Annotated in this window: 24 protein-coding genes; 13 read left to right on the forward strand and 11 right to left on the reverse strand. The window is 75.2% G+C overall.

Going from position 1 to position 26846, the window contains the following annotated elements; translation table 11 throughout:
* A complete protein-coding gene (locus IW245_RS06075) occupies positions 1-591 on the forward strand; it encodes a putative glycolipid-binding domain-containing protein (RefSeq protein ID WP_197002213.1) in 591 nt (196 codons plus the stop codon).
* A 112-nt stretch (positions 592-703) separates the two neighbouring features.
* On the opposite strand, the gene IW245_RS06080 is transcribed toward IW245_RS06075, so the two are convergent.
* A complete protein-coding gene (locus IW245_RS06080) occupies positions 704-1456 on the reverse strand; it encodes a TetR/AcrR family transcriptional regulator (protein ID WP_197002214.1) in 753 nt (250 codons plus the stop codon).
* Positions 1457-1588: 132 nt separating this feature from the next.
* On the opposite strand from IW245_RS06080, the gene IW245_RS06085 reads away from it, so the two are divergent.
* Together IW245_RS06085 and IW245_RS06090 are read left to right on the forward strand one after the other, a co-directional pair.
* On the forward strand, positions 1589-3790 hold the full coding sequence (locus IW245_RS06085; protein WP_197002215.1) for an MMPL family transporter: 2202 nt from the start codon (positions 1589-1591) through the stop codon (positions 3788-3790).
* Between the two features lie 184 nt (positions 3791-3974).
* A complete protein-coding gene (locus IW245_RS06090) occupies positions 3975-4850 on the forward strand; it encodes an MEDS and STAS domain-containing protein (protein ID WP_197002216.1) in 876 nt (291 codons plus the stop codon).
* A gap of 61 nt (positions 4851-4911) precedes the next feature.
* On the opposite strand, the gene IW245_RS06095 is transcribed toward IW245_RS06090, so the two are convergent.
* Positions 4912-6123, reverse strand: coding sequence for a phytoene desaturase family protein (locus IW245_RS06095; protein WP_197002217.1), 1212 nt, complete (start codon positions 6121-6123; stop codon positions 4912-4914).
* 128 nt (positions 6124-6251) lie between these two features.
* On the opposite strand from IW245_RS06095, the gene IW245_RS06100 reads away from it, so the two are divergent.
* Both IW245_RS06100 and IW245_RS06105 read left to right on the forward strand, forming a co-directional pair.
* Positions 6252-7388 (forward strand): sensor histidine kinase, encoded by a 1137-nt coding sequence (locus IW245_RS06100; protein WP_197002218.1) that lies wholly within the window; start codon positions 6252-6254, stop codon positions 7386-7388.
* Positions 7385-8029, forward strand: coding sequence for a response regulator (locus IW245_RS06105; protein ID WP_197002219.1), 645 nt, complete (start codon positions 7385-7387; stop codon positions 8027-8029). Before IW245_RS06100 ends, IW245_RS06105 begins: the two co-directional genes overlap by 4 nt.
* Positions 8030-8095: 66 nt before the next feature.
* On the opposite strand, the gene IW245_RS06110 is transcribed toward IW245_RS06105, so the two are convergent.
* The 4 genes from IW245_RS06110 to IW245_RS06125 all read right to left on the reverse strand — a co-directional run bounded on the left by IW245_RS06110 (position 8096) and on the right by IW245_RS06125 (position 11054).
* Complete coding sequence (locus tag IW245_RS06110) at positions 8096-9256, reverse strand: low temperature requirement protein A (protein WP_197002220.1); 1161 nt, start codon at positions 9254-9256, stop codon at positions 8096-8098.
* Positions 9257-9292: 36 nt separating this feature from the next.
* Positions 9293-9916 carry an SDR family NAD(P)-dependent oxidoreductase gene (locus tag IW245_RS06115; protein WP_231398681.1) on the reverse strand — a complete coding sequence of 208 codons (624 nt, stop codon included), beginning with the start codon at positions 9914-9916 and terminating at the stop codon, positions 9293-9295.
* Between the two features lie 142 nt (positions 9917-10058).
* A complete protein-coding gene (locus IW245_RS41500; protein WP_197002221.1) occupies positions 10059-10544 on the reverse strand; it encodes a DUF6158 family protein in 486 nt (161 codons plus the stop codon).
* 48 nt (positions 10545-10592) lie between these two features.
* Positions 10593-11054 carry a DUF4383 domain-containing protein gene (locus tag IW245_RS06125; RefSeq protein WP_372445300.1) on the reverse strand — a complete coding sequence of 154 codons (462 nt, stop codon included), beginning with the start codon at positions 11052-11054 and terminating at the stop codon, positions 10593-10595.
* A gap of 238 nt (positions 11055-11292) precedes the next feature.
* On the opposite strand from IW245_RS06125, the gene IW245_RS06130 reads away from it, so the two are divergent.
* Together IW245_RS06130 and IW245_RS06135 are read left to right on the forward strand one after the other, a co-directional pair.
* Complete coding sequence (locus IW245_RS06130; RefSeq protein WP_197002222.1) at positions 11293-11898, forward strand: hypothetical protein; 606 nt, start codon at positions 11293-11295, stop codon at positions 11896-11898.
* A gap of 334 nt (positions 11899-12232) precedes the next feature.
* Positions 12233-12475, forward strand: coding sequence for a hypothetical protein (locus IW245_RS06135; protein ID WP_197002223.1), 243 nt, complete (start codon positions 12233-12235; stop codon positions 12473-12475).
* Here IW245_RS06135 and IW245_RS06140 read toward each other — a convergent pair whose 3' ends face one another.
* Positions 12476-13687, reverse strand: a complete 1212-nt coding sequence (locus IW245_RS06140; RefSeq protein ID WP_197002224.1) for an MFS transporter — start codon at positions 13685-13687, stop codon at positions 12476-12478.
* A gap of 208 nt (positions 13688-13895) precedes the next feature.
* On the opposite strand from IW245_RS06140, the gene IW245_RS06145 reads away from it, so the two are divergent.
* Together IW245_RS06145 and IW245_RS06150 are read left to right on the forward strand one after the other, a co-directional pair.
* Positions 13896-16130, forward strand: coding sequence for a SpoIIE family protein phosphatase (locus tag IW245_RS06145; RefSeq protein WP_197002225.1), 2235 nt, complete (start codon positions 13896-13898; stop codon positions 16128-16130).
* Between the two features lie 92 nt (positions 16131-16222).
* Positions 16223-16576: a hypothetical protein gene (locus IW245_RS06150; RefSeq protein WP_197002226.1), complete on the forward strand. Its 354-nt coding sequence runs from the start codon at positions 16223-16225 to the stop codon at positions 16574-16576.
* 29 nt (positions 16577-16605) lie between these two features.
* Here the strand turns inward: IW245_RS06150 and IW245_RS06155 are convergent, their stop codons facing one another.
* Positions 16606-16932 (reverse strand): hypothetical protein, encoded by a 327-nt coding sequence (locus IW245_RS06155; protein ID WP_197002227.1) that lies wholly within the window; start codon positions 16930-16932, stop codon positions 16606-16608.
* Between the two features lie 104 nt (positions 16933-17036).
* On the opposite strand from IW245_RS06155, the gene IW245_RS06160 reads away from it, so the two are divergent.
* Both IW245_RS06160 and IW245_RS06165 read left to right on the forward strand, forming a co-directional pair.
* On the forward strand, positions 17037-21704 hold the full coding sequence (locus IW245_RS06160; RefSeq protein WP_372445301.1) for an ATP-dependent helicase: 4668 nt from the start codon (positions 17037-17039) through the stop codon (positions 21702-21704).
* A gap of 9 nt (positions 21705-21713) precedes the next feature.
* A complete protein-coding gene (locus IW245_RS06165; RefSeq protein WP_197002228.1) occupies positions 21714-22511 on the forward strand; it encodes a zinc finger domain-containing protein in 798 nt (265 codons plus the stop codon).
* Positions 22512-22522: 11 nt separating this feature from the next.
* Here the strand turns inward: IW245_RS06165 and IW245_RS06170 are convergent, their stop codons facing one another.
* Together IW245_RS06170 and IW245_RS06175 are read right to left on the reverse strand one after the other, a co-directional pair.
* Positions 22523-23455 carry an anti-sigma factor RsbA family regulatory protein gene (locus IW245_RS06170; protein ID WP_197002229.1) on the reverse strand — a complete coding sequence of 311 codons (933 nt, stop codon included), beginning with the start codon at positions 23453-23455 and terminating at the stop codon, positions 22523-22525.
* A gap of 68 nt (positions 23456-23523) precedes the next feature.
* Positions 23524-23982, reverse strand: coding sequence for a hypothetical protein (locus IW245_RS06175; protein ID WP_197002230.1), 459 nt, complete (start codon positions 23980-23982; stop codon positions 23524-23526).
* Positions 23983-24244: 262 nt separating this feature from the next.
* Between IW245_RS06175 and IW245_RS06180 the strand changes: the two genes are divergently transcribed.
* Together IW245_RS06180 and IW245_RS06185 are read left to right on the forward strand one after the other, a co-directional pair.
* Positions 24245-24865 (forward strand): hypothetical protein, encoded by a 621-nt coding sequence (locus tag IW245_RS06180; protein ID WP_197002231.1) that lies wholly within the window; start codon positions 24245-24247, stop codon positions 24863-24865.
* 80 nt (positions 24866-24945) lie between these two features.
* Positions 24946-25104 carry a hypothetical protein gene (locus tag IW245_RS06185; protein WP_197002232.1) on the forward strand — a complete coding sequence of 53 codons (159 nt, stop codon included), beginning with the start codon at positions 24946-24948 and terminating at the stop codon, positions 25102-25104.
* A 53-nt stretch (positions 25105-25157) separates the two neighbouring features.
* On the opposite strand, the gene IW245_RS06190 is transcribed toward IW245_RS06185, so the two are convergent.
* Positions 25158-26798 (reverse strand): bifunctional phosphatase PAP2/diacylglycerol kinase family protein, encoded by a 1641-nt coding sequence (locus IW245_RS06190; RefSeq protein ID WP_197002233.1) that lies wholly within the window; start codon positions 26796-26798, stop codon positions 25158-25160.
* Positions 26799-26846 lie beyond the last annotated feature (48 nt).

The raw sequence follows: 26846 nt of genomic DNA on the forward strand, positions 1-26846 counted from the left end.
ATGACGGTGTACCCGAGCAGTCGGGCCTGGCAGCGCGTCGAACCGCCCGGCACCGAACTGGCCCTGTTCCGTGAGCACGCCGGCCTCACCGCCGAGGGGTCTGCGGTGGTGGGTGGCGAGATGCCGTACGTCGTGCGGTACTCGCTGGCCACCGACGAGCTGTGGCGCACCCGCCGGCTCGACGTCGACGTGACCGGCGTCGGGTGGCGCCGGACCGCCCGGCTGGAGCACGCCGCCGGCCGGTGGCGGGTGGCGACCGGCGAGGAGGGGCGGCTCGACGGCTCCGTCGCCGGCATCGACGACCCGGACCGGCTCGACGAGGCGGTGGACGTGGACCTGGGGCTGTCCCCGCTGACGAACACCCTGCCGGTCCGCCGGCTGGACCTGCTGTCGGCGCCGGTCGGCGTCAAGCACAAGCTGACGATGGTGTTCGTCCGGGTGCCGACCCTGGAGGTGTTCCCGCACGAACAGACGTACACGGTCCTCGGCCCCGGCCGGATCGGCTACACGTCGCTGGGCTACACGGCGGAGCTGGGCCTGGACGACCACGGCTACGTCACCCACTATCCGGGTCTGGCCACCCTCGTGTGATCCGCCGCGCGCAGAGTGAGGGGTCGCCGTAACCGTCTGATGGTGGTGAAGACGGCCCGGCGGCCCGGTCGTGACCGCTGGTCCGGGCGGGCCCGGCCCGTCGTGACCGTGCCTAGTCCGGCGGGGTCAGGCCGGTCGTGACCGCCGCGACCCGGACGAGCGCCCGGAACAGGTCGTCGCGGATCCCCGGCTCCATCCAGAAGAAGTGCCCGTACGCCTCGAGACACACGAACCCGTGCAGCGAGGACCAGGTCAGCAGCATCGCCTGGTACGTCGCGGGCGCGATCGCGTCCCCGAACTCCGCGAGCTTGCACCCGGCGAACTCCGCGAACGCCGGGCTCACGTCCGGCACGAGCGGGGCGCCGAGCGTGCCGTGCCGCTCGGTGTCCAGCACCAGCCCGGCCAGGTTGGCCATCGCGCGCTGGGCCGCGTCGGTGGTCGGGCCGCCGACCGGGGCCGAGTACCCCGGCACGGGCACGCCGAAGATCAGGGAGAACCGCTGCGGGTTGGCGCCGGCCCATTTCCGGTACGCCCCGCATGTCGCGAGGAACCGGCCACCCAGGTCCGTGGCGGGCACAGATTCGCGGGCCGCGGCCAGTTCGGCGGCGAGGTCCTCGAACGAGTCGGTGACCATCGCGGTGAGCAGCTCGTCGCGGTCGGCGAAGTAGCGGTACAGCGCGGGCGGGGTCAGGCCCATCGCGCGGGCGATGTCGGTGAACCGCACGTCCACGGTGCCCTGCTCGCGCATCAGCTCGAGGGCGGTCTGCTTGATCTCCTCGAGCGTGGCGGCCCGGGCGCGTTGTCGGCGGTTGGGCGGCTCGGCCAGGCCGGCGGCCCGCTCGGATGCCGTGCTCTGGGCGGACATGAGGCCTCCGTTCCGATTCGGTAGTGGTGCGGGCCACATCATTGCGGAGCCGCTTGACAAGGTTACGGCACATCGTAACAGTTACGAGGCGTAACTCAATTGATGTGGCCTCACTCACCCCCGGAGGATCCCATGGCCCAGCCGCTGCTCGACGACCGAGCCGCCCCGGACGGGGCAGCCCCGCCGCCCCCGCCCGGCCCGCTCGGCCGACTCGCCGGCTGGAGTTTCCGGCACCGGGGCCGTACGGTCCTGCTCTGGCTGGTCGCCCTCGCCATCGCGTTCGGGCTGTCCACGGCGTTCGGCGGCAAGTACAGCGCCGACTACACCGCGCCCGGTTCGGACTCCAAGACCGCCCAGGAACTCCTGGCGCGTGACTTCCCGACCCAGTCCGGCGACACCATCACCGTCGTCGTGCACTCCGAGGCCGGCGTCATGAGCCCGGCCGTGCAGACCCGGCTCACGGCCCTGTTCGCCGAGATGGCCAAGGTGCCGCACGTCAAGGCCGCCGAGGCCCCCGACCCCCGGCGCGGCCAGGTGTCCCCGGGAGCCGGGACGACCGGGATCGCGAAGCTGCGCCTCGACGTCGCCAACCCCACCGACATGCCCAAGGCCGACACCCACAAGCTCCTCGACCTGGCCAACGGGGCCGGCGACGGGCTCACCGTGAGCCTCGGCGGCCAGGCCGTGCAGATGGCCGAACAGGGCGCGATCGGCTCCGAGGGGATCGGCATGGCCGCCGCCGCTCTGATCCTGCTGCTCACCTTCGGCTCGATCGTCGCGGCCGGGTTGCCGCTGCTCACCGCCCTGGCGGGGCTCGCGGTCAGTTCCCTGCTGATCCCGGTACTCGCCGCGATCATGCCCGTGCCCGACTGGTCCACCTCCCTCGCGGCGATGATGGGCATCGGCGTCGGCATCGACTACGTGCTGCTGCTGGTCACCCGGTTCCGCGAGTGGCGGGCCGAGGGCCTGGAACCGCAGGCGGCCACCGTCGCCACCCTGGACACCGCCGGCCGGTCCGTCGTCGTCGCCGGGATCACGGTCATCGTCAGCATGCTCGGCCTGTTCGCCATGGGCCTGTCCTTCATGCGCGGCGCGGCGTTCGCGGCCATCACCTCCGTCCTCATCGTCCTGGCAGCCGCCACCACCCTGTTCCCCGCGCTGCTCGGCTACCTGGGACGCAACGTCGACCGGCTCCGCATCCCGCTGCCCCGCCGCAAGGCCGCCCGGGCCGCCAACGTGATCAGCCCCGGCTGGCTGCGGTGGAGCCGCCTCGTCGAGCGGTACCGGATCGTCGCCGCCCTCGCCGGGATCGTCGTCCTGCTCGCCCTGGCCGCACCCTTCCTCGACGTGCGGTTCGGCTTCCCCGACCAGGGCAACGACCCGGCCGGCCGGTCGACCCGCCAGGCGTACGACACCGTCGCCACCAACTTCGGCCCCGGCGCCAACGGGCCGCTGCTCCTGGTCGCCGAGCTGCCGGCGGCGAAGGACACCGCGGCGCTCGACGCCCTGGTGGCCAGGCTGGCCGGCACGCCGGGGGTCGCGGCGGTCACCCCGGTCCAGTACGCCGGGACCTCCGCCGTGTTCACCGTCATCCCCACCACCGGGCCGCAGAGCACCGCGACCGAGAAGCTGGTCCGCACACTCCGCGACGACGTGATCCCGCCGACCACGGCCACCGGCACGAACGTGCACGTCGGCGGCCTGACCGCCACCGCCATCGACAGCTCCGCCAACATCGTCAAGCGGCTCCCGCTGCTCGTCGGCGGCGTCGTCCTCGTGTCGATGCTCCTGCTGCTGCTGGCGTTCCGCAGCGTCGCCGTCGCCCTCAAGGCCGCCGTGATGAACCTGCTGTCCGTCGCCGCGGCGTACGGGGTCGTCGCCCTCGTACTGCGAGGCGGCTGGGCCGGAAAGCTGATCGGGATCGACAACCCCACCCCGCTGCCGGCGTTCGTGCCGGTGCTCACCTTCGCCGTCCTGTTCGGCCTGTCGATGGACTACGAGGTGTTCCTGGTCAGCCGGATGCGCGAGGCCTGGCTGCGCACCCGCAGCAACAGCGAGTCCATCGTCATCGGCCTGGCCGGCACCGCCCGGGTCATCACGGCCGCCGCCGCGATCATGGTCGCCGTGTTCGCGGCGTTCGTGCCGGCGCCGGAGGTACCCATCAAGGTGATCGGCGTCGGCATGGCCTCGGCCATCCTGATCGACGCGACCCTGGTCCGGATGCTGCTCGTGCCGGCCGTGATGCACCTGCTCGGCGACCGCAACTGGTGGCTGCCGGCCTGGCTGGACCGCCGGGTCCCGCAGCTGCACATCGAGGGCCCGCCCCCGGCCTGACCCCCGCACCGCCCCGCCGCCCCTCCGGGTGGCGGGGCGGCGTTCGTCGCACCCGGGCCGGACGCCCTCCCGACGGCCGATTGCCCGGGCTCCCCGACGTCGTCTAGCGTCGGACCGAGCGTCCGTTCAGGTGCACTCCCGCCGGGCCCGCGCGTCGTGGTCCGAGCCGACCTGGGGGTACCGGATGACTGATCCCACCGCGGTGGACCAGCTCCGGCTCTCCGACCACGTGTGCTGGACGTTCGACGACGACGACCGGTGCGCCGCGGCCGTCGCCCGCTACGTCGGGGCCGGCACCCGCGACGGCCACCGGGTGATCTACTCCGCCCCCGAGGTGCCGCGCGCCGACATCGCCGCCCGGTTGACCGCGCACGGCGTGCACGTCGCCGCCCTGGTCGCCACCGGCCAGCTCCAGATCGTCACCGTGCCGGACACCTACCTGACCGGGGGCGAGTTCCGCCCGTCGTCGGTGCGCGAGGGCTGGACCCGCCGGCTCGACGAGGCCCGCGCCGCCGGCTACCGGGGCGTACGGCTCGTCGCCGACCGTTCGTGGCTGGCCGGATCCGTGGCCGGCGCGCACCGGGTCGCCTGGTACGAGGCGCTCGCCAACCAGGTGTTCGCCGACGGCTACGCGATGGGCCTGTGCCTCTACGACCGCCGGCTGTTCCCGCCGCCCGCCCTCCGGGGGATCTGTTCCGCGCACCCGGCGACCTACCGGGCCGACAACGACCGGTGGTCGCCGCTGCTGCGGATGGTCCGCACGGTCGACCCGCCGGGGCTGCGGCTGGTCGGAGAGGTGGACGTGTCCAACCGGCGCGCGGTCGCTGCCCTGCTCAACGGGCTGTTCGAGGAGCCTGGGGCAGCGGGGGAGCCGCTGGTGGTGGACGTGTCGGATCTGTCGTTCGCCGACGCGCCGACGGCGACGCTGTTCGTCCGGGCGGCCCAGGCGTCGCCGGCCGGGCTGGTGCTGTGGGGCTGCTCGGCGCCGCTGGCCCACATGATCGCGATGGTGCCGGGCCGGCACGCGGACGGCCGGCTGCGGATCGTGCCGACCGGGTGACCCGGCCGGACCGGAACCGCGAGCCGGTGCCGGGTTCCTCAGGCTCGCGTCCTCAGAGAACCTACCGGCGCACCCGGGGCCGTGGCATCCTGGCCGGCTCGCGACCCGGCGGCCGGTCCGCCGTCCGGGGGAGCGGGCCGCCGACCCGGCCGGCGTGCGCCTCCGCCGGCGATCCGTCGAGGATCCGCTCCGCGCACCGGACGCCGGAGGTTCCGGGACCGGCGAGATGCAGCCCGGGCACCTCAGGCACCACCCGCCGCCCGACCCCGCTCCCGGCCGGCCCGACCCCGCTCTCGGTCGGCCCGACCCCGACCTCGATCCCCATCTCGACCCCGGGCTTGGCCGGCCCGACCCCGGCCCACACTCCAGCCCCGGCGGGCCCGGCCTGCACCGCCGTCGGCGTCGCGGCCCCGTGCGCCCGCTCCGCGTAGTCCAACAGTGCCCGCCCCACCAGATCGGCGCTGGCGGCGGCGGCCACTGCCCGGTACCCGCCCGCCGACGGATCGGCGTGTTCCCCGACCAGATCGTCGGCGAACCGCCCGTCGTCCGGGTCGGACACCACGACGGGCGCGCGCAGCACCTCCCCGGAGGCGGTGCGCACCCCGGTCACCCGGCCGGCCTCGACGGTCACCCCGACGACGGGCGTGCGGGTCCGCACCTCCCCGCCGTACGCCTCGATGGCCTCCACCAGCATCGACGACAGCACCTGTCCGCTGTCGCCGAGCAGCTGGTCGCCGAGCATCGCCGCGTGCGAGACGGCCGGCACCTGCTCCGGGGCGAGCCCGTGGTCGGAGCCGCCGAGCACGGTCCGGGCCCGCGCCGACAGGCCGCAGTCGCCCATCACCTGGTCGAGGGTCTTGCGCGCGCACGTGACGAACAGGGTGCTGGGCGCGGCGGGGCCGTCGGGGGCCATGCCGCGGATCTCGGCGTGCAGGGCGGAGCAGGTGTCGACGTACCGGCAGACCTGCGCGGCCTCCTCCGGCAGCGCCGCGACCATCCGGGCCCGGTAGGTGTCCCACCCGCCGGAGGTGCGCGCGGGGAGCGCGTCGAGCCCGTCGGGCTCCCAGAACCGGAACCGGTCGTCGAGCCCCAGCCCCTGGTAGACGGTCGGCACGGCCGCCCCGTCGTCCCCGCCGACCGTGGCGTGCCGGTCCAGCACCAGGACCCGCAACCCCCCGGCCACGGCCAGGTACGCCGCGCACGTCAGTCCGTTGTGACCCGCGCCGACCACGACGGCGTCCCAGCCGTCGGTTCCGAGCTTCGCGTTTGTCATACCCCGCAGCCTCGCCGCTGCGGGTGCCCCCGGCGTCGGGCAGCGGGCCGGGTCGGCCGGCCGACCGGAGGAGGGCTCCTCCTCCCGCGGCAGGAGCCGCCGGCACTGTGGACGGCTATCGTCTAGCCATGGGCCTGCTCGGTGACCGGTTCGGATGGATTCGACTCGCGGTGTTCCCGGCCGTGGTCAGTGACGTCGTCGCCCTGCGCGCGGACGGACCGACCACGGCCGACTGGCTGTTCGCGCTGCTCGCCGGCGTGGTCAGCCTCGGTGCCGGATTCGTGCCACTGGCCACGGTGGTCGGCCAGGCGGGCCTGCTGATCTGCACGGACCTGTTCGGGCACAGCGACGCCGTGTCGGTCATCCTGTTGGCCGCCCTGGCCCTGCTGGAGCTGATCGTGCGGCGTCGCGGCTGGCCGGTCGCCGTCGGGTGCGTCGCGATGAGCGTGCCTTTCGTGGTGCAGGTCCTGCGGTTCCACGCTGTGCTGCCCGGGATGTACCACTGGGCGTGGGTCGTGGGCCCGCCCATGCTCGCCGGGCTCTACGTCCGGTCGCTGCGCGAGAACAGCCGCCGGTCCCGGGAGCGGATGCTGGAGGGCGAGCAGCGCCGCGAGCTGGGCATGCTCAACGCCCGGCTGGGGGAGCGCACCGCGATCGCCCGCGAGCTGCACGACGTGGTGGCCCACCACGTGGCCTCGATCGTGCTGCGGGTCGCGGTGGCCCGGCACGTGATCCCGGAGACCGACCCCAGGATGCTGCAGGTGCTCGACGACGTGCACGCGGCGGCCACGACGGCGCTGACCGACATGCGCAAGCTCGTCGGGGTGCTGCGCGATCCGTCCGCCGTCAACGTCGAGTTGGGTTCGCTGCTCGTCGACCCGGCGGAGCTGCCGCAGGTCCTGCGCGAGGTCGTCGACCGGGCGGCGAACAGCGGGCTGCGGGTCGAGGCGACGATCGACCCGGCGCTGGCCGGGATGGACGCCGTCCGCGGCCTGGTGGTGCTGCGCCTGGTCCAGGAGGGCCTGACGAACGTGTTCAAGCACGGCGGGCCGGCGGGCCGGGCCAGGCTGACGGTCGCGATGTCGGCCGACGGGACCGCCCGGGTCGAGGTGCACAACGAGGGTCCGCCGGTGCGGTCGGCCACGCCCGGCCACGGCCTCGTGGGCCTGTCGGAACGGGTCACCCTGATCGGCGGCGAGATCTCCGCCGGGCCGGCCCGCGACGGCTGGCTGCTGTCGGCGATGCTGCCGGCGGGCGCCGCGTGATCCGGGTGCTGCTCGTCGACGACCAGCAACTGGTCCGGGCCGGACTGCGGATGCTGTGCGAGTCGGCGGGGGACATCACCGTCGTCGGCGAGGTGGGCAACGGCCTGGAGGCCGTCCGGCACGCCGAGCGGCTGCACCCGGACGTGATCCTGATGGACCTGCGGATGCCGGTGCTGGACGGCACTGCGGCCACCGAGCGGATCCTGCGCGCCCGGCCGTCGACCCGGATCGTGGTGCTGACGACGTTCGACGACGACGAGCACCTGTACCCGGCGCTGCTGGCCGGGGCGTGCGGCTTCCTGGTCAAGGACACCGCCCCGGCGAACCTGCTCGACGCGGTGCGCCGCGCGGCGGCGGGGGAGAGCGCGTTTAGCCCCGGGGTGCTGGGCCGGCTCGTCGACCGCGCGGTGACCGCCCGGTCGGAGACCGTGCCGAGCGCTGACCTGTCGGGGGTCACCGACCGGGAGCGCGAGGTCCTGGCACTGGTCGGGGCAGGGCTGTCCAACGGGGAGATCGCCGAGCGGCTGTCCCTGGGCGTGACCACGGTGAAGACGCACGTGGCGAATCTGATGACGAAGACCGACACCACCAACCGGGTACGCCTGGCGGTGCTCGCCGCCCGCCACGGCCTGACCCCCTGAACGGCGGGCCCACCGCATCGGCCGAGGACCTGGTCGCCCCTCTCGCGCGCCCGACCCGACGGCGCCTCAGGCGGCCTTGAGTCGCGCCGCCCGGTGCGCCTCCCACGTCGCGACCCCCGCGCACAGCACGCCCCAGCCGGCCACGACCCCCAGGTACCCGGCGGCGGGCAGCACCTCGCCGAGCCAGCCGAGCTCCACGGTGGCCACGGCCAGCGCGATCCGGCCGAGGTGCGCGAGCCGCCCGGTGCGCACGGAGAACGTCCGGGTGACGGCCAGGTAGCCGGCCATGCCGCCGGACACCAGCCAGTACGCGCCGGTGGGCGCCCCGCCGGCCAGCAGCAGCCGCACGCCGGCCGCGACGCTGATCACGGCGAACGCCGGGAGCATGTGCCCGCTGACGAACACGGCCCGGGCGACGAACTGCGAGCCGCCCGCAACCTCCAGCATCCGCCGGTTCATGTCCGCCGCCGCGTCGAAGTACTGCCACCACAGCGTGCCGGCGAGTACGATCGCTGCGATCAGCGGGAGCCACGCGATGTGCCCGTGCCCGCCGTCGAGCGCGCCGAGCCCGGCGGACGCGACCACCTCGCCGAGCAGGATGATCACGAACAGGCCGAACCGTTCGGAGAAGTGGTGCGCGTCGATGGCCTGTCCGGGGGCCGCCGGTTGCAGGGCGTCGAGGTCCATCCGGTCGGCGACCCTGAGCCGGCGCCGGTCCGGCGGCGTGTCGGTGTAGGACAGCCGGGACTCCACGGCGACCATCACGCCACAGAGGATGTACGACGTCGGCGACGGCAGGAACGCGGCCGTGGCGAACCCGGCGGCGGACACCAGGTAGCCGACGGCGGGGCGGGCGGCCGGGCGGCCGGCGATCACGGCGTGCGCGACGCCCAGGATGAGCCGGGCCGCGCCGAGACTGAGCGCGAACGCCCGCGGATGCCCCTCGGCCGCGTCGTGCACGGCCACGGCGGCCAGCCCGCAGGGCACCGTGCCGGCCAGGATCACCAGCCGGCTGCTGAGGGCGGTCTCCGCGCCGTGCCGGTTGTACAGCAGCGCGAAGCCCGTCCACGTCCACCACAGGAGGACGAACAGGCCGAACGCCGCCCACACCCCGCCCCAGCCGGGGTGCCCGCCGATGGCGTGCGCGACCTGCGCGACGGCCAGGACGAAGACGAGGTCGAAGTACAGCTCGACCCAGGACACCCGCTTGCTCTCACCCGTGACCACGGAGCTGATCTTGCCATGCCGCCGTGCGGGGACCCGCTACATCCTCGGGCTGAGAAACGCCCCGCCAGTGGCGTCGAGCCGGTGGCCGGTCACCCAGCCGGCGTCCGACGTGGCGAGGAACCCGACGATGTTGGCGACATCGGACCGTCCGGTCCGCGGCGCCGGGCCGTCCGACCGGCCCGACCGCTGGGCCGGGACCCGGTGGCCCGGCGCGACGGTGTTCAGGGTGATGCCGCGCGCGCCCAGCACGTCGGCCAGGCCCGGGGCGGTGATCCGGTCGGCGGAGACGTCGATGACCCGGCCGCCGTCGCGCAACAGGGGCTCGAAACCCCGGATCATCCGGTACGCGGCCCGCGCGCCCACCCCGACCGCCGCGTGCACCAGGATGTCCAGCCGGGCGTCCCCGGTGCGCGCCCGCAGCTCGGCCTCCAGCCGGGCGACCAGCGCCTCCGGCCCCCCGACCGCGTCGGGCACGCCCAACACGAAGGCCGACCCGCCGGACTCGACGATCAGCCCCGCGGTCTCCCGCGCCGCGCCCGGATCCCCGGCGTGGTGCACCGCCACCAGCGCGCCGTCGGAGCCGAGCCGGCGCGCGACGGCCCGCCCGACGCCCTGACCGCCCCCGGTGACCAGGGCCGTGCGGCCCACCAGTTCCGACATGTCGACTCCTCGTCCGTACGCGGCCACCCCGACGCCGCCCGGGCCGGCCGCCGTGCGCTCCGGCGGCCGTGCGAGCACGGTACGTCGCGCCGCTTGCCGTTTTCTTGCAGGCCACTTCTCGCGGGCCTCGGCGGCCGGTGCGCTACGGGCGGCGGGTGATGTGGATGGCCTGCTCCTCGTTGGGGCGGCCGTCGTTCGGCGGCTCCCACGGCGTGTCGGGTTCCTCCCGGGCCAGCCGGCGGTCCAGCGACTCGCCGCGCAGGGACTCGCGCACCGTGGTGCCGTACTCGTCGAGTCCGATCGGGGCGTCGCCCGCCACGGCCGGGCGCTCGGGATCGTCGGGCACCGGGCGCGGATCGTCGTCGTCGGCGTACTCGGGAATGCCGGCGCTCGCCGAGGACGCCCCGGGGTCGGAGCCGGGGACGCCGGCCCGGTACAGCCCCCGGCGTTCTGCCTCCTGCGCGAGTTCGGCCGTGCGGCGCTGATGGGTGGCGACCGCGGCGTCGGGTCGGTACCCCAGGGCGTCGTGCCGGGTCCGGTCGAGGCTGGCGAGTTCGCGTTCCACGGCGTCGTCGGACAGGGACGCGGCGGGTACTCCCTGGGCCGGGTCCTCGAGATGGTCTGCCATGCCCCGGATCTACCCCTGCCGGGGCACGGCCAAACGCGTGCCGGGGCCTCAGGTCCGGTTGTCCGCCCCGGTCCGGCCCGCCCCGCCGAGGACCGTGCCGAGCGCGAGCATGGCGACGCCGAGGCCGAGGTGCAGCCAGTTGTCCGCCGTGTTCACCGGCACGAAGTTGGCGGTGCTCCCGTGCCCGACGATCAGCCCGTACAGCCACAGCGCCAGGTAGATCGCGCCGCCGGCGACCAGGAACATCCGGGCCCCGGACCAGGTGCGGGCCATCGCCAGACCGGCGATCCCGAACAGCAGGTGCACGATGTTGTGCAGCACGGACACCTGGAAGGCGCCGAGCAACATCGCGCCCGACTCGTGGCCGGCGAAGGTGATCGAGCCGAGATGCGTGGTGATTCCGGGTACGAAGCCCAGAACGCCCACGAGGGCGAACACCGCTCCGACACCCATCGCCGCGACCTGCACCGGATTGTGGCTCATCGCGCCCATCCCGGCGTGCGACCGCATTCCGTGACTCATGGTGACACCTCCCTGACTCTCCAGGACTACGGCCTTCCACTACCCCCGTCGTGGACCGCCAAACATGAGGCCGAACCGAGGTGAACGGGGACCGAAGCCCCGGAGGAGGTAATGTTTGACGCAGGGAACCGTCCACCGCACAACGCCCCGCCGTGGCGCGGGCGGGATCGGCGATCCACACCACCTCCGGTACGGGAAAGGGTCCGCGTTGAGCGGCGAGAACACCATGACTGAGCAGCCCGTACGCCGGATCGTCAGCAGTCCAGCCGGCCTCAATCTCCGGGTCCCCGCGTGGGCGATCCCGAGCCATGGCAGTCACGCGGCGGCCTTGCGCCTGCTCGCGATGGGCACCACCGGCGTCGACGACCCCGAGCGGGCTGCCCTGTGCGACGCCCGGGTCGCGGCCGTCGGTCGCACCGCCGGCGCGATGGAGCCCGACGACGCCGAGTTCTGCGGGGCCCCGTTGTTCGCCGCGCACCTCGCGGCGAAGGTCGTCGCGGCGACCTGGAAGGACGACACGGACGCGGCCCAGGACGGCCGGCTGCACGAGCTGATCGACGGCCTGATCGGCCAGCTGTGGCCGGCCCCCGACGAGGCGTGGCCACCGAGCCAGGCCAGCCTGCACGCGGCGAGCCTGCTCCGCCGGCACCTGGCGGCCTTCCACACCCAGGGGATGTACACCCACCCGGGGCTCACGGACCTGGCCCGCGCGGCCTCCGCCCAGCGCCAGACGTACCCCGTCGCGGTGTACCACCTGGTGCGGACGGTGATCGGCCACACGGCCGGCGCGGAGTACCGGCTGCCGGTGGTCGTGGACTGCCTCGCCGACTGACGGCCTGACACCGGGCCGCCGATCCAGCACACTCCGCCCCTCGACGACCACGTAGGTGGCCGTCGAGGGGCGGACGTCGTCGTGGGGGCTGTGGCTGCGCCCTCGCGTCGCGGCGGCTTCAGCCGCGCCTGTATCTGCGGCTCGCAGCGGTCTCGGCCATTCGGGGCCCCGCATTTCTGGCAAAACGGAGCGGTCGTGGCCCACCGGCCGGAATGATCGGGGTTATGTCGCGGCGGAGGTGACCGGTGGTCGGGCGGCGGTCGCCGCGACCCCGGTTCCCGGTGCCGTGACCTGGCGGACCGCGGCGGGGACCGCTGACCCCAGGGAGGCTCCGGTGCGCAGACTCGCGGTCCTACTCGCGACGGTGGTCGTCCTGACCGCGGGTTTCAGCTTCGGCCCGCAGTCCCGCCCGGCCGGGTCCGGGCCCTCGACGGAGCGGACCGTGGCGGTCACCGCGATCCGGGTGGTCCTGGTCGCCCGCGCGATGCTGCGGCACCTGGGCCGCGCGGTCGCCGCCACCCGGACGCTTCCCGTCCACGGGTCGACCGCCGGAGAGTCGCCTCTCCCCGGCTGGTGATCAGGCCGGCTGTGGGACCTCGTCGGGGACCCGCCGCTGGGCCGGGCGCAGCGTGTGCCGCAGCAGGGGGACGGCCGTCAGGGTCAGCAGCAGACCGACGGTGCCGATCGCGGCGAATCCCCACGCCGGGCCGTAGTGGTCGCTGACCCAGCCGGCCAGGGGCGCCCCGCCGGCCATGCCGACGGTCATCGCCGAGCCCTGGATGCCCATCGCCTCGCCGCGCGCGGCGGCCGGCACCAGGGCCGACAGCGCCGTGGTGTTCGACGACAGCGACGGGGCGCACAGCACCCCGGCCGGCAGCAGGGCGAGCGCGATGGCCCACCACTGGCCGCCGGCGAGCCCGATCGGGACCGTCAGCACGGACATCGCGCCGCAGAGCAGGATCGACGGCAGGCCGCGGTGCACGGCGCCGTAGAGGAACGCGCCCAGCAACGAGTACACACACCACAGGGCGATCACCACGCTGGTGGCGCTCGTGTGTCCCGACTGGCGCAGCGCCGCGACCATGGCCATCTCCGTGCCGGCCAGGGTCGTCGTCGTGGCGGCGGCCACCAGCAGCAGGCCGATGAAGCCGCCGCGCAGCCACGTCCGCCGGGGCGGAGCCGGGGCGTCGGGCACGCCGGGCTCCTCCGCCTCCCGGGTGGGCGGGTTGAGCAGGTACAACGCGAGGCCGGACACGACGACGCCCGTGCCGATCACGATCATGGACACGTTGGGTGACACCTGGGTGGCCAGGATGATCGCGAGGGCGGGGCCCACCATGTACGACAGCTCCGTCGACATCGAGTCGATCGAGAACGCCGTGCGCCGCTGGTCCTCGGGCACCAGGGCCGCCAGGGCCTGCCGGGTCACCGAGAACACGCCCACCCCGACGAGCCCGCCGAGGAACGCCGCGACCAGCAGCGCCGGGTACGGCAGGAACGGGGCGGAGACCCAGAAGCACAGCGCGATCACGGTACCGAGCGCCGTGCTGACCCGCAGGCCCTTGCGGTCGGTCAAGCGGCCGGTGAACGGGGCGCCCAGCGCGGTCGCCACGGTGGCCGCCGTGCCGACGAGGCCCGCCTGCGCGTACCCCCCGTGCAGGTCGCCCAGGACGTGGAACGTGAGCGCCATGCCGGCCGCCGTCACCGGGATCCGGGCGAGCAGCGCCAGGATCATCAGCGTCCGGACGCCGGGCAGCGCGAGGACGTGGCGGTACGTGTGCAGGCGCATGCCGCCATCGTGCCTCCGGGGTACGACAAGTGACAGCGAATAACGCACACAGCGTGACGGCTATCACCTCCCGGGGCACCCGCCGCCGTGACGCGGCCTTCGAGCCCGCCCACCAGCTCAGCCACCGGACCACGCCCCGCCCGGGCCCCGGGCGGACCCGGCTCCTCGACCGGCTCCGGACGCCCCCGAGGTCTGCCAGAGTAGGGGTGTGCCATCCAGGACCCCGGCGACGCACGCGCTCGCCGAGACCGTCGCCCGCCTGCGTGCCGAGAACGAGACCCTCCGGGCCGAAGCCGCGCGCCACAGCCTCCTGGACCGGGCGACGGGCCTGATCGCCGGCCGGCTCGGCTGCGACGTGAACCGGGCCCTGGCCCACCTGCGGCAGCTGGCCGCCGAGGACGGCCGCGACCCGGTGGAGACGGCCGCGGCGCTGCTCGACGGGGCCGGTCTGCGTGCGGTGGGCCTGGCGGAGGACCCGTCGCTGCTGGACTCCGCGCGGTACGTGCGCCGGGACGCCGGGACCGCAGTCGCGTACCTGCCCGGGCCCGAGGTCGGTGCCGGCGGGGTGGGGTCGGCGGCGGCGGGGGCGTTCGCGGCGAGTACCGACGTGGACGCCCTGGCCGGGGAGGTGTTGGAGCACCTGGCGGGCCCAGCGGGCGTGGACGCCGTCATGATCATGGCGGTGCAGCCGGACGGTTCGCTGCAGTCCGTGGGCACGGCCGGCGTGCCCGCCCGGGTGGTGGGCGCCTGGCAGCGGCTGCCCCCGCACCTGGGGACGGCCGTGACGGCGTGCGTGCGGCTCGGCCGGGAGATCTGGTTGCCGGATCTGGCGGCGGCGCGGCGGCGGTACACCCTGATCGGCGATCCGGAGGACATCTGGAGCTCGCGGGTGTGGATCCCGGTGCGCGCGGCGGGGCCGGACAGCCGGATGGTCGCCGGGATCGGGGTGTTCTGGCGCGAGCCGCACCGGTGCGACATCGCCACCCGCCGGGTGGTGCGCGCGCACGCCGAGGCGGCCGGGGTGCGGCTGGTGGACCTGCTCGCCCGCGGCCAGGACGCCCCGGGCAGCTGGACGCTCGCCGCCCAGGTGGTGCTGGACATGCTGCCGGGGGCGTGCGCGGTGCTCGCGCCGATCCGCGACTCCGGCGACCGGATCACCGACTACCGGATCGAGGCCGCCAGCCAGGAGGCGGCGGACCTGTCGGGGCGGCGGGGCCGCGAGCTGGTCGGACTCCGGGTGCTGGAGGCCTATCCCACCATCGTGGACGGTCCGCTGTGGGCGGCGTACGAGCAGGTGCTGCAGGACGGCCAGCCCCGGGAGGTGGGCCCGTTCCCGTACACGGAAATGGTCCGGGGGTCGGCGGTCGACACGACGCTCAGCGTGCAGGTGCACCGGTGGGGTGCGGCGTTGCTGATCCGGTGGGTCCGGCACGACGTGCGCGACCAGCACGCGTCCCGGCTGGCCTACACCGAACGGCTCGGGGCGCTGGGCTGGGTCGAGTGGGATCTGACGAACGGCACGATGGAGTGGTCGCCCACCCTGTACCGGATCTTCGAGCGCGCCACGTCCGCCGGCCCCGCGAGCCTGGAGGACGTCGCCGGCCTGGTGGTCCCCGACGACCTGCCGGTGGTCGAACAGGGCCTGGCGGAGATCGCCGCCCGGCGGCGCACCGACATGACGCTGCGGATCCGGCTGCCCGGCGGGGTGCGGTGGCTGCGGGTGGTCGGCGAGGCGGTCCCCGACATCACCGGCGCGCCGGTGAAGATCTACGGCATCATGCAGGACGTCACGGCCGCCGAGCGGACCACCCGCGAGCTGGCGGCGCTGCGCGACGGGGCGTCGGAGAGCCAGCGGCTGGTGGCCGCCGAGCGCCGGATCCTCCGCCGGCTGCACGCGCTGGTCCTGCCGCCGACGGGCGAGCCGGTGCCGCTGCCCGGGCTCGTGGTGACGGTGCGGTCCGGGTCCGACGGCGCGGACGGCGGCTGGTACGACCTGCGGACCCTGCCCGACGGCCGGTCCGTCGTGGCGGTCGGCGAGGTAGCCGACCACGGGCTGGCCGCGGCGGCGGCCATCGCCGCGCTGCGGGGCGTGGTGGCCGCCGACTCCGACCCGACGGCGGACCCGGCGGAGCTGCTCGACCGGCTGAACCGGTGGAGCCTGCGCAACCCGAGCGCCGGGCACGGTTCGGCGCTGGTCGGCCTGTACGACCCGGCCGACGGCGGCTTCACCTGGGCCCAGGCGGGGCAGCCGGCGCCCGTTCACCGCGGCGTGGACGGGGAGAAGCTGGCCGTGCGCCGGCCGAGCGGGCCGCTGCTGGGGGTGCGCGACACGCCGGCGTACCGGATGGAGCGTCTGGTCCTGCGCCCCGGCGAGTCCCTGCTGCTGCCCGCCGACTCGGTGGCGCTGGGCCTGGCCGCCGAGGGGTCGCGGGGCGATGCGTAACTCCCGGGCCTGATGGGTAGGGCACCGGAAGACGCCGGGCTGAGGAGGAGACATGGACGAGCACCCGCGCGGCGGCTTCTGAGGGAGGACCCATGGAGGGCGAGCGACACCTGCGCCCCGGCGCGGAGCTGTGCGACGTGTGCGGGCGGGTGATCACCGACGGCAGCCAGCGGTACGCGCTGGTGCCCGACTCGTCCGCCGTGCACGAGTCGACGTCGCGGTTCGACGGCAGCAGGCTGCTCACCGGCTGCGACGCGGCCCACCTGGCGAGCCTTGTCCGGGAGTACGAGCGGCGGCCCTACGTCGCCGCGGAGCTGTGGGCCGGCCAGATCACCCGGGCCCTGCACGCCGCGTCCCCGGCGTCGCTGACCGTGGCCCAGCTCGGCGAGGCCACGGGCCTGTCCGCCGAGCAGATCGAGGCGGCGGTGGCCTGGAACAACGCCTGACACAGCCAAAAATCACGTTCATCAGACGGTTACGGTGACACCCGACCCGGTATCCGACGGTCCCACCGGGGCCGGGCGGCCTCGGCCGTCACCCTGCGGTCCTCGGCGGACGTGACCCTGCGGTCCTCCGCCGCGGCGGCCTGGCGCGCCTCCTCCGCCGCGCCCCGGGTGCCGAACAGCCAGCGGACCGCACCCCGGCGCGGCTCGCACGGCCACGGCTGCGCGCAGGTCCGGCACCGGCCGGCGAGCACCTCGCACGGCACGTGGCAGGCGTGGCCGGCCAGGGCCAGCTCGGTGAGCGCGGCCACCGTACCCGGCGAGAGTTCCTCGGGACCTTCTCGGTCGTACCCCAGCATCAGCCCTCCTTTCCCCATAACAGCGGGTTGGGCGACCCGGGCGTTACGTCGTAAAGAACATTTACGGCTGGGTCGCGGGCTGGATGTCGTACCCCCGGGGCAGGATGGGGGACGTGACAGCGGGATGGGACGGGTTCGGGCCGGCGACCAGCGCGTGGTTCGACGGGGCGTTCGCGGCCCCGACCCCGGCCCAGGTCGGGGCGTGGCGGTCGATCAGCGCCGGCCGCAACGCCCTCGTCGTGGCGCCCACCGGCTCCGGCAAGACCCTGGCGGCGTTCCTCTGGTCGCTGGACAGGCTGGCCAGCGAGCCGCCGCCCAATGAGCCCCTGCGCCGCTGCCGGGTGCTCTACGTCAGCCCGCTCAAGGCCCTGGCGGTCGACGTCGAGCGCAACCTGCGCGCACCCCTGGCCGGGATCCGGCAGGCCGCCGCCCGGCTCGGGACCCCGCAGCCCGACATCACGGTCGCGATGCGCTCCGGCGACACCCCGGCCGACCAGCGCCGGGCGTTCAACCGGACCCCGCCGGACATCCTGATCACCACCCCCGAGTCGCTGTTCCTGCTGCTCACCTCCGCCGCCCGCGAGTCGCTGCGCGGCGTCGAGACCGTGATCGTGGACGAGGTGCACGCCGTCGCGGCGTCCAAGCGCGGCGCGCACCTCGCGCTGTCCCTGGAGCGGCTCGACGCGCTCCTGCCGCGGCCCGCCCAGCGGATCGGCCTGTCGGCGACCGTCCGCCCGGTGCAGGAGGTGGCCCGGTTCCTCGGTGGCTCCCGCCCGGTCGACGTGGTGCAGCCCCCGGCGGCGAAGATGTTCGAGGTCACCGTCGAGGTCCCGGTCGAGGACATGACCCGCCTCGACGAGGCGGCCGGTGCCGACGACGACCCGCGCAGGACCTCGATCTGGCCGGCCGTCGAGGAGCGGGTCCTGGAGCTGATCCGCGCCCACCGGTCCACGATCGTGTTCGCCAACTCCCGGCGGGGCGCGGAGCGGCTGTGCGCCCGGCTCAACGAGCTGGCCGCGGAGACCCCGGCCGCCCCGGTCACCCGGATGCCCGCCGAGGTGATGGCGCAGTCGGGCCTGGCCACCGGCGCGCCCGTCGTGGTCGCCCGCGCCCACCACGGCAGCGTGTCCCGCGAGGAGCGACTGCACATCGAGGAGCAGCTCAAGTCTGGCCTGTTGCCGGCCGTCGTCGCCACCTCCAGCCTGGAGCTGGGCATCGACATGGGCGCGGTGGACCTGGTCGTGCAGATCGAGGCCCCGCCCAGCGTGGCCTCGGGCCTGCAGCGGATCGGCCGGGCCGGGCACCAGGTCGGGGCGGCGTCCAAGGGCGTGGTGATCCCCAAACACCGGGGCGACCTGCTGTCCTGCGCCGTCGTCGCCCAACGGATGGTCAGCGGCGCGATCGAGGAGATGCGGTATCCGCGCAACCCGCTCGACGTCCTCGCCCAGCAGATCGTCGCCATGGTCGCCATGGACGACTGGCCGGTCGGCGAGCTGACCGCGCTGGTCCGCCGCGCCGCGCCGTTCGACCATCTGCCCGACTCGGCGCTCGGCGCGGTGCTGGACATGCTGTCGGGGCGCTACCCGTCCACGGCGTTCGCGGAGCTGCGCCCCCGCGTGCTGTGGGACAGGACGGCCGACGTGCTCTCCGGCCGCCCCGGCGCGCAGCGGCTCGCCGTGACCAGCGGCGGCACGATCCCCGACCGGGGCCTGTTCGGCGTCTTCCTCGCGCACGCCGACCGGCCCGTCCGGGTCGGCGAGCTCGACGAGGAGATGGTGTACGAGTCCCGGGTCGGCGACGTCTTCCTCCTCGGCTCGTCGTCCTGGCGGATCGAGGACATCACCCCCGACCGGGTGCTCGTCAGCCCCGCGCCCGGCGCCCCGGCCCGGATGCCGTTCTGGAAGGGCGACTCCCTCGGCCGGCCGGTCGAGCTGGGCCGGGCCATCGGCGCGGGGCTGCGGTCCCTGCTCCGGCAGGACGACGCCGCCGCGACGGTGGACCTGCGGGCCGCGGGGCTCGACGCGTGGGCCGCCGCCAACCTGATGGCGTATCTGCGCGAGCAGGCCGAGGCGACCCGCGCCGTGCCCGACGACCGCACGGTGGTGCTGGAGCGGTTCCGCGACGAGCTGGGCGACTGGCGGCTCGTCCTGCACTGCGTCCTCGGCGCCCGGGTCACCGGCCCGTGGGCGCTGGCGATCGGCCGCCGTCTCTCGGAGCGCTACGGGGTGGACGCCCAGGTCGTGGCCTCCGACGACGGCATCGTGATCCGGCTGCCCGACATGGTCGACGAGCCGCCCGGCGCGGACCTGGTGTCCTTCGACCCCGACGAGATCGTCGCGCTGGTGGAGGAGTCGGTGGGCGCCTCGGCGCTGTTCGCGTCCCGGTTCCGGGAGTGCGCCGCCCGGGCGCTGCTGCTGCCCCGCCGGGATCCGCGCCGCCGCCAGCCGCTGTGGCAGCAGCGCCAACGCTCCGCCCAACTCCTGGACGTGGCCCGGGACTTCCCGGAGTTCCCGGTGACCCTCGAGGCGGCCCGCGAATGCCTCCAGGACGTCTACGACGTGCCGGGCCTCGCGCAGGTCATGCGGGAGCTGGCCAGCCGGAAGGTCCGCCTCGTCGAGGTCGAGACGCCCCGCCCGTCGCCGTTCGCTCGGTCCATGCTCTTCGGGTACGTCGGCGCGTTCCTCTACGAGGGCGACGCCCCGCTCGCCGAGCGCCGCGCCGCGGCCCTGACCCTCGACGCCGCGCTGCTCGGCGAGCTGCTCGGCCGGGTGGAGCTCCGCGAGCTGCTCGATCCGGAGGTCGTCACCGAGACCGAGCGCCAGTTGCGCTGGCTCACCCCCGAGCGCCGGCCCCGCGACGCCGAGGACGTCGTGGAGCTCCTCCGGCTGCTCGGCGACCTGTCCGACGCCGAGCTGGCCGCGCGCGGGGCGTTACCGGAGTGGCCGGTGGCCCTGGAGGCGGCCCGCCGCGCGATCCGGGTCCGGGTCGCCGGACAGGAGCGGTGGATCGGCGTCGAGGACGCCGGCCGCTACCGGGACGCGCTGGGCGTGGCCCTGCCGGTGGGCGTGGCTGTCGCGCACACCGAGCCGGTGGCCGACCCCGTGGGCGACCTGTTGTCGCGGTATGCGCGGACGCACGGCCCCTTCACCGCCGAGGCGTGCGCCCACCGGTTCGGGCTGGGCGTGTCCGTGGTCGAGCACGCGCTCCGCCGGCTCGGCGCGACCGGCCGGGTCGTGGCGGGCGAGTTCTCCCCGGGCGGTAGCGGCGCGGAGTGGTGCGACGCCGAGGTGCTCCGGCTGCTCCGTCGCCGGTCGCTCGCCGCCCTGCGCAAGGAGATCGAGCCGGTCGACCCGCGCGCGCTCGCCGTGTTCCTGCCCCAGTGGCAGCAGGTCGGCTCGGCGGCCCGGGGCGTGGACGGGCTCGCCGCCGTCGTCGAGCAGCTCCAGGGGGTGCCGGTGCCGGCGTCGGCGCTGGAGAGCCTGGTGCTCCCGGCCCGGATCGCCGACTACTCGCCGACCCAGCTCGACGAGCTGTGCGCGAGCGGCGAGGTGGTGTGGGCCGGCGCGGGGAGCCTGGCGAAGGCGGACGGCTGGGTCACCCTGGCGTACGCGGACGGCGCGGCCCTCCTGCTTCCGGTCCCCGACGAGGCCGCAGTCTCCACCCCGCTGCACACCGCCGTCCTCGACGTGCTCGACGGCGGACAGGCCCTGTTCTTCCGCGCCCTGTCCGACCGGGTCGCCGCCACCGACGACGAGGAGCTGCTGGCGACCCTGTGGGACCTGGTCTGGGGCGGCTGGCTCACCAACGACACCCTCGCGCCGCTGCGGGCCCTGCTCGGCGGGGGAGGCGCGCACAAGGCGAAACCCGCGGCCCCCCGGAGCCGGTACCGGCGTCCGGGCCGCCCGGCCCTGCCCTCCCGCTCCGGCCCGCCGGCCGCCGCCGGCCGCTGGTCCAGGCTGCCCGACCGGGACCTGGACCCCACCCGGCGCGCCGCGGCCCTGGCCGACACGCTCCTCGAGCGGCACGGGGTGCTCACCCGGGGGGCCGTGATGGCGGAGAACGCGCCGGGCGGCTTCGCCGGGGTGTATCCGGTGCTGGCCGGCCTGGAGGAGCGGGGCGCCGCCCGGCGGGGATATTTCGTGGAGGGCCTGGGTGCGGCGCAGTTCGCGGTGCCGGGGGCCGTGGACCGGCTGCGCGCCCAGGGTCCGGGCGGCGGCGCGCTGGTGCTGGCGGCGACCGACCCGGCGAATCCGTACGGCGCGGCGCTGCCCTGGCCCGAGCGGGCCGTGGAGTCCGGCGCGGACGAGCAGCCCCCGACCGGCGGCCGCGCACCGACCGTCCCGGCCGACGGCCACACACCGACCGTCTCGATCCACGGCCACGCACCGACCGTCCCGGTCCACCCCCGCCCACAGACCGGCCCGGTCCACGGCCACCCGGCGCCCGCGCCGGTCGCCGGTGACCCCGGGCCGGGTCGGGTGCCGGTCGGTCACCGGGCCGGCCGCAAGGCGGGTGCCCTGGTGGTGCTGGTCGACGGTGCCCTCGTGCTGTACGTCGAACGCGGCGGCAGGACCCTGCTCTCCTTCGACCGCGAGCCGGAGACCGTCACGGCCGCGGCCAGCGCCCTCGGCCGGATCGTGAGTTCCGGCGCGCTCGGCGCGTTGTCGGTGGAGCGCGCGGACGGCGGGGCGGTGCACTCGTCCACGCTGGTGGCGGCGTTGACGGCCGCCGGGTTCCGGGCCACGCCCCGGGGCCTGCGGCTGCGGGCCTGAGGCGGCGGCGTGCCCGAGGGGGACACCGTGTGGCAGACGGCGCGACTGCTGGAGCGCCGGCTGGCGGGCCGGGTGCTGACCGGCTCGGACTTCCGGGTGCCCGGCCTGGCCACGGTGGACCTGACGGGCTGGACGGTCCGCGAGTCCACCTGCCGGGGCAAACACCTGCTCCTGCGCCTGGCGGCCGCGCCGGATCCAGGCAGCCGGCTGTTCACGCTGCACTCTCACCTGCGGATGGACGGCACCTGGCGGGTGCACGCGCCCGGTGAGCGCTGGACCGCCCGCCCCGCGCACCTGATCCGGGTGGTGCTGGAGACGGCGGGGGCGGTGGCGGTCGGGTACCACCTGCATGATCTGGATCTGTCGCCCACCGCCGACGAGCATCTCGTGGTCGGGCACCTCGGACCCGACATCCTCGGCTCCGACTGGGACGAGGCCGAGGCCGTGCGCCGGCTGCGCGGCCGGCCCGGTACGACCGTCGCCGAGGCGCTGCTCGATCAGCGCAACCTGGCCGGGATCGGCAACGTGTACAAGGCCGAGGCGTTGTTCCTGCGCGGCGTGTGGCCGTGGACCCCGGTCGGAAACGTGGGCGATCTGCCGGCCCTGGTCCGGCTCGCGCGCCGGCTCCTGCTCGCCAACCGGGACCGTCCGGTCCGCAGCACCACCGGGTCGCTGCGCCGAGGCGAGACCAGCCACGTGTACGGCCGCGCGGGGTCCCCGTGCCGGCGGTGCGGCACGGCGATCCGCTCGGAGTCGACCGGCGACCGGGTCACGTACTGGTGCCCCCACTGCCAACCGCCCCCCTAACCGGGAGTGCCCTACACCCCCAGGTGCAGCCGGATGGCCGTCCCCTCCGGTCCGGTGTGGATCCGGACCAGGTCGCACAGCTGGTGGGCGAGGATCAGCCCCCGCCCGCCGGTCGCGTCCGACGCCGGCGGCACCCGCCCGGCGAGCGGGTCGGCGATGTGGCCGGTGTCGGTGACCTGGCAGACCAGCCGGCCCGGCTCGGTCCACACCGTCACCCGGCCGGTGCCGGCGGCGTGTTCGCAGGTGTTGGTCGCCAGCTCGTTCACGGCGATCAGCAGGCTGCCGAGCTGGTCGTGGGACAGGCCGGCGCGTCGGCCCTCGGCGGTGAGGAAGCCGCGGAGTCCGATCAGGCTGCCGGCGCCGTCGATCGCCGCCGACGGGGCGTCGGGCGGCTCGGGCGGCAGGGGCTGGTTGAAGACCGCCGCGGTGGCGAGCGGGTCGCCGTAGGCGGTGCTGAGCCAGGTGGTCGTCGCCGAGGAGAGCACCGGATGGGTACGCGCGGCGTCGGCCACCCGCCCGGGATCCAGCCGCACGATGTCGTACGGGCACAGGATGCTCGCGTCCCGGCCGGCGAAGGCCACGTTGATCAGGGCCTCGTGCTGGGCGCACGCCGGGTACTCCACCGGTGTGCGCTCGGGCCAGATCGGTTCGCCAACGATCCGTACTCGTCTGCCGGCGTGTTCCCCGGCGAACCGCAGCAGCACGTCGGGGATGATCCGCCCGGGGTTGCGGCCGGCGACGGCCATGTCGGCCCAGCGGACGGCCGAGGCGTCGGCGCCCAGCCGGTCGCGGATCAGGGCGAGGCGGGCACCGGGCACGGCCACGAGCACCGGTTCGCCGGCCGCGAGGCCGACCTCGATGAACTCGGTGGTGGCAGCCACGTACTCGGCCGTCGACGCGTACAGCAGGCCGGGGTGTTCGAAGGTCCCGCGACTCCGGGTCATGCACCGCCCTCCTGTCCGTGACGCCAGCCTACTCGGGCGGGTCACTGCGAGGGTGCCGTGCGCGGGGCTCAGCCCCGGGGTCGGTTGATCTCCGCGACCAGCTCGTCGACCCGCGCGACGGTCACGATCGTCCGGGCATGGGTGAGCCCGCCGAAGGGCAGGTTCCCCGCCGCCGGGTGGACGAAACGGATCGACGCCCCCCGCGTCGGCCCGGTTCCGAACAGGGCGGTGTCCTCGTCGGCGGCCCGGGCCCCGACGCCCGCCCACCCGGCGGGGACGGCGACCGGCGCGGCGTCGAGCACGTTGTCGATCGGCGTCTCCAGCCACCACGGGCCGAACCGGATCCGCAGGAACTCGCCGACCGTCACCGCGCACGTGCCGGGGCGGACGCCTGCCACGGCGAGGGCGAGCCGCCACCGGGGGTCGAACGCGAACCCGAAGCCGTCGGCCACCGGTCGGCGCTCGGCACGCGCCGTGACGGGGGACGGGTGGGTGAGGTGGAGCACGGAGGCGAAGGAGAAGTGCATGGGCCTGGCTCCTGCCACGAGGGCGAATGGGATACCCGCAGCGTATCGAGGGCAAACCATGATCATCAGGTGTCGGGGGCATATCGCGCTGGTCGGTGACCGATCCTGACTGAACGTGCCGTGACGGTCACCGAGTGACCCATCTGGGCTGACTGTTCGGCGCGGGCGTGAAACCGGGCGGGACTGGGTACCTCCTGACCGGCGGTCGGGTGTCCCTGTCCGCCGAAGGGTGGGTCTTCCGCCCAGAGAGAGGTGCGCTGAGATGCCCAGGACACTGCTGAGCCGATTCCGCCGTGCGGACGGGACCGCCACGCCCGAGATCGTGCGCGACGACAAGCACGGCAACCTGCCGGACCCGGTTCCCGTCCGGGGTAAGGCCCGGAACCGGACCGTGCCGGTCGTCGAACGGGACGCACCGGCTGGCCGCGACATCCCGGCAGGCCGGTCGACCTCCGACCGCGACCTTCCGGTCGACCTGGACCTCCCGGCCGACCGGATGTCGGGGGATCGGGACGCGGCCGGTCGCCCGGTCCCCGGTCCCACCGTGGTCGAGGCCCGCGGCCGGACCAGCGTCACGTCGGTGGCCGCGCTGGTCGTGGGCCTCACGGCGCTGTACGCGGCCCTCACAGGTGTGCTGGCCCGGCCGGCGCTCCTGGTCGGCCTGCTGGGCCTGGTGCTGGCCGTCGCCGCCGTGGTCCGGCCCACCCGCCGCCGGGTCGCCGGCAACGGGCTGGCCGTGCTCGGGGCGCTGTGCTCGGTCGCGGCGCTCGCGATCGGGATCGCGGTGGCGACGGGGTCGCTGCCCGGCCTCGACGGGGGCACCGATCAGGTGGTGCGGGTCCGCGACTGGTTCGCCGGCTGGTGGCCCTGGATGGGTGCCTGACCCTCGGCCCGAACGGTGTGAACATCTCGGGGCAAGGGGTACGGATCGGGAGTAGCGTGGGACCAGGAGGGAGGCGATTCATGGCCGACGAACGTGAGCCGCCCGCCGACGAGGAGACCGTAGCGCCGAAGCCGGCCGAGGAGAACTCCGAGGAGGAGGACACCCTCGAGTCTCCCGACGACGTGCACGACGACCCGGGCTTCACGGGCCGGACAACCGAGACGTCGTACCGGCCGTAGACCGGAGCCCGGCTCACACCCAGCCGATCAGTGCTGGCGAGGGTTGGGCTCCTTCACCTGCCGGGGCGTCGCCACTCCAGACGCCCCGGTCCCGCGCCCGGGCCGCCGTCCGGTCCGGTCGTGGTTCCGGACTCCGCGGGCCGGTACACGATCAGCGCCCGGTCGCTCTTGCCGATCGTGATCGCGGTGCCCGTGCGGGTGACCTCCCCGTCCAGGGACAGCCCGATCGGACCCCGGGGCGACCGCAGCCGCACTGTGCGGGCCTCGCGCGCCTGGTACACCCGGCAGGTCGCCAGGGTCCCGGTGGCGACGGCCAGGACCAGGCGCAGTCGCGTGAACGGCCGGGTGCCGTCCACGACCCGGATGTCGAGGAGCCCGTCGTCGAGGCGGGGCCGGTGCGAGGGGACCATGCCGGGCGGCGCGTAGTGGCCGTTGCCGGCGAACAGCAGCCACACCCTGCGGCGGCGGCCGTCCACCACCATCGGGGTGGGGGAGCCGTGCCGGAGCACCTGGACGAGTCCGACGACGGCCGCCGGCCACTTACCGATCCGGGTCTCCAGCTTCTCCCGGGCGCGCACGAGGTCCACGTACACCCCGACGCTGCAGGTGTTCACGAACACCGCGTCCGCACGCGGCCCGCCGACGCCGGCGGCCACCCGTGCCGCGCCGTCACCGGTGGCCGTGCGGACCACCCCCAGATCGACGGCCACCGCCTCGCCACCCCGTAGCGCCGCGGCGGCCCCGGCCACCCCCGCCACCCCGACATCGGCGGCGAAATGGTTCAGCGTGCCCCCGGGCACCACGAACAACGGCAGCCCCGACTCCCAGGCGACCCGGGCGGCCAGGTTCACGGTCCCGTCCCCGCCGGCGACGCCGAGCACCACCGCCGTGTGCGCCGCCCCGGTGAACAGTTCGTCGAGGTCGTCGTCGGGGCCGGCGAGGACCACCTGCGCGTCGGGCAGTTCCGCCCGGACGTCCGCGGCGATGTCCTCTCCGGAGCCGCCGGCTGCGGGGTTGACGACCAGGACCAGCCCCGCGCCGGTCGGCAGCGCCGGCGCCTCGTGCCGGGGCCGGGCGGCGCGTGCCGCGACCGGGGGCCGGCGGGGCCACCAGCGCTGGGTGGCCAGGCCGAGCCCGACGCCGATCGCCGCGCCGGCGAGCACGTCGGAGGGGTGGTGCGCGCCGGTGAACACCCGTGAGACCGCCACCGCCGCGGCGGCGCCCGCGAGGGGCAGACCGACGCCGGGCAGTTCCAGGGCCACCCCGGTGGCGAAGGCCGCCGCCGAGGCGGCGTGTCCGGACGGGAACGAGGTGGTCACCGGGGCGCGGCGTAGCCGGCGGGCCAGGGGCGCCACCCCGTCGGGCGGCCGGTGGCGGCCGGTGACGGCCTTGATGGTGTGCGCGGTGGCGCTGGTGATCGCCACCGCCACCAGGCCCCGCATCGCGGCCCGCCGGGCCCGCGGGTCGCCGGTCAGGGCCAGCGCGCCGGCCACCCCCATCCACAGCAGGCTGTTGTCGGCGGCTCGACCGGCCGCGGGCAGCACCCGGTCGAGGACCGGCGAGCGGGTGGCCGCCACCCGGCGCAGCAGCCGGTCGTCTCCGTCGGCGACCAGACGGAGAAGTCCGTGCGGCACCCGACGGAGAAGAGCGTGCGGCAGCCGGTCGTCGGCGACCCGACGGAGAAATTCGCGCATCACCCCACCCTAGGCTTTTCAGGACGAAGTTCGGCCATTGCAACGGGT

This window comes from Longispora fulva (genome assembly GCF_015751905.1).
Classification (GTDB): Bacteria; Actinomycetota; Actinomycetes; order Mycobacteriales; family Micromonosporaceae; genus Longispora; species Longispora fulva.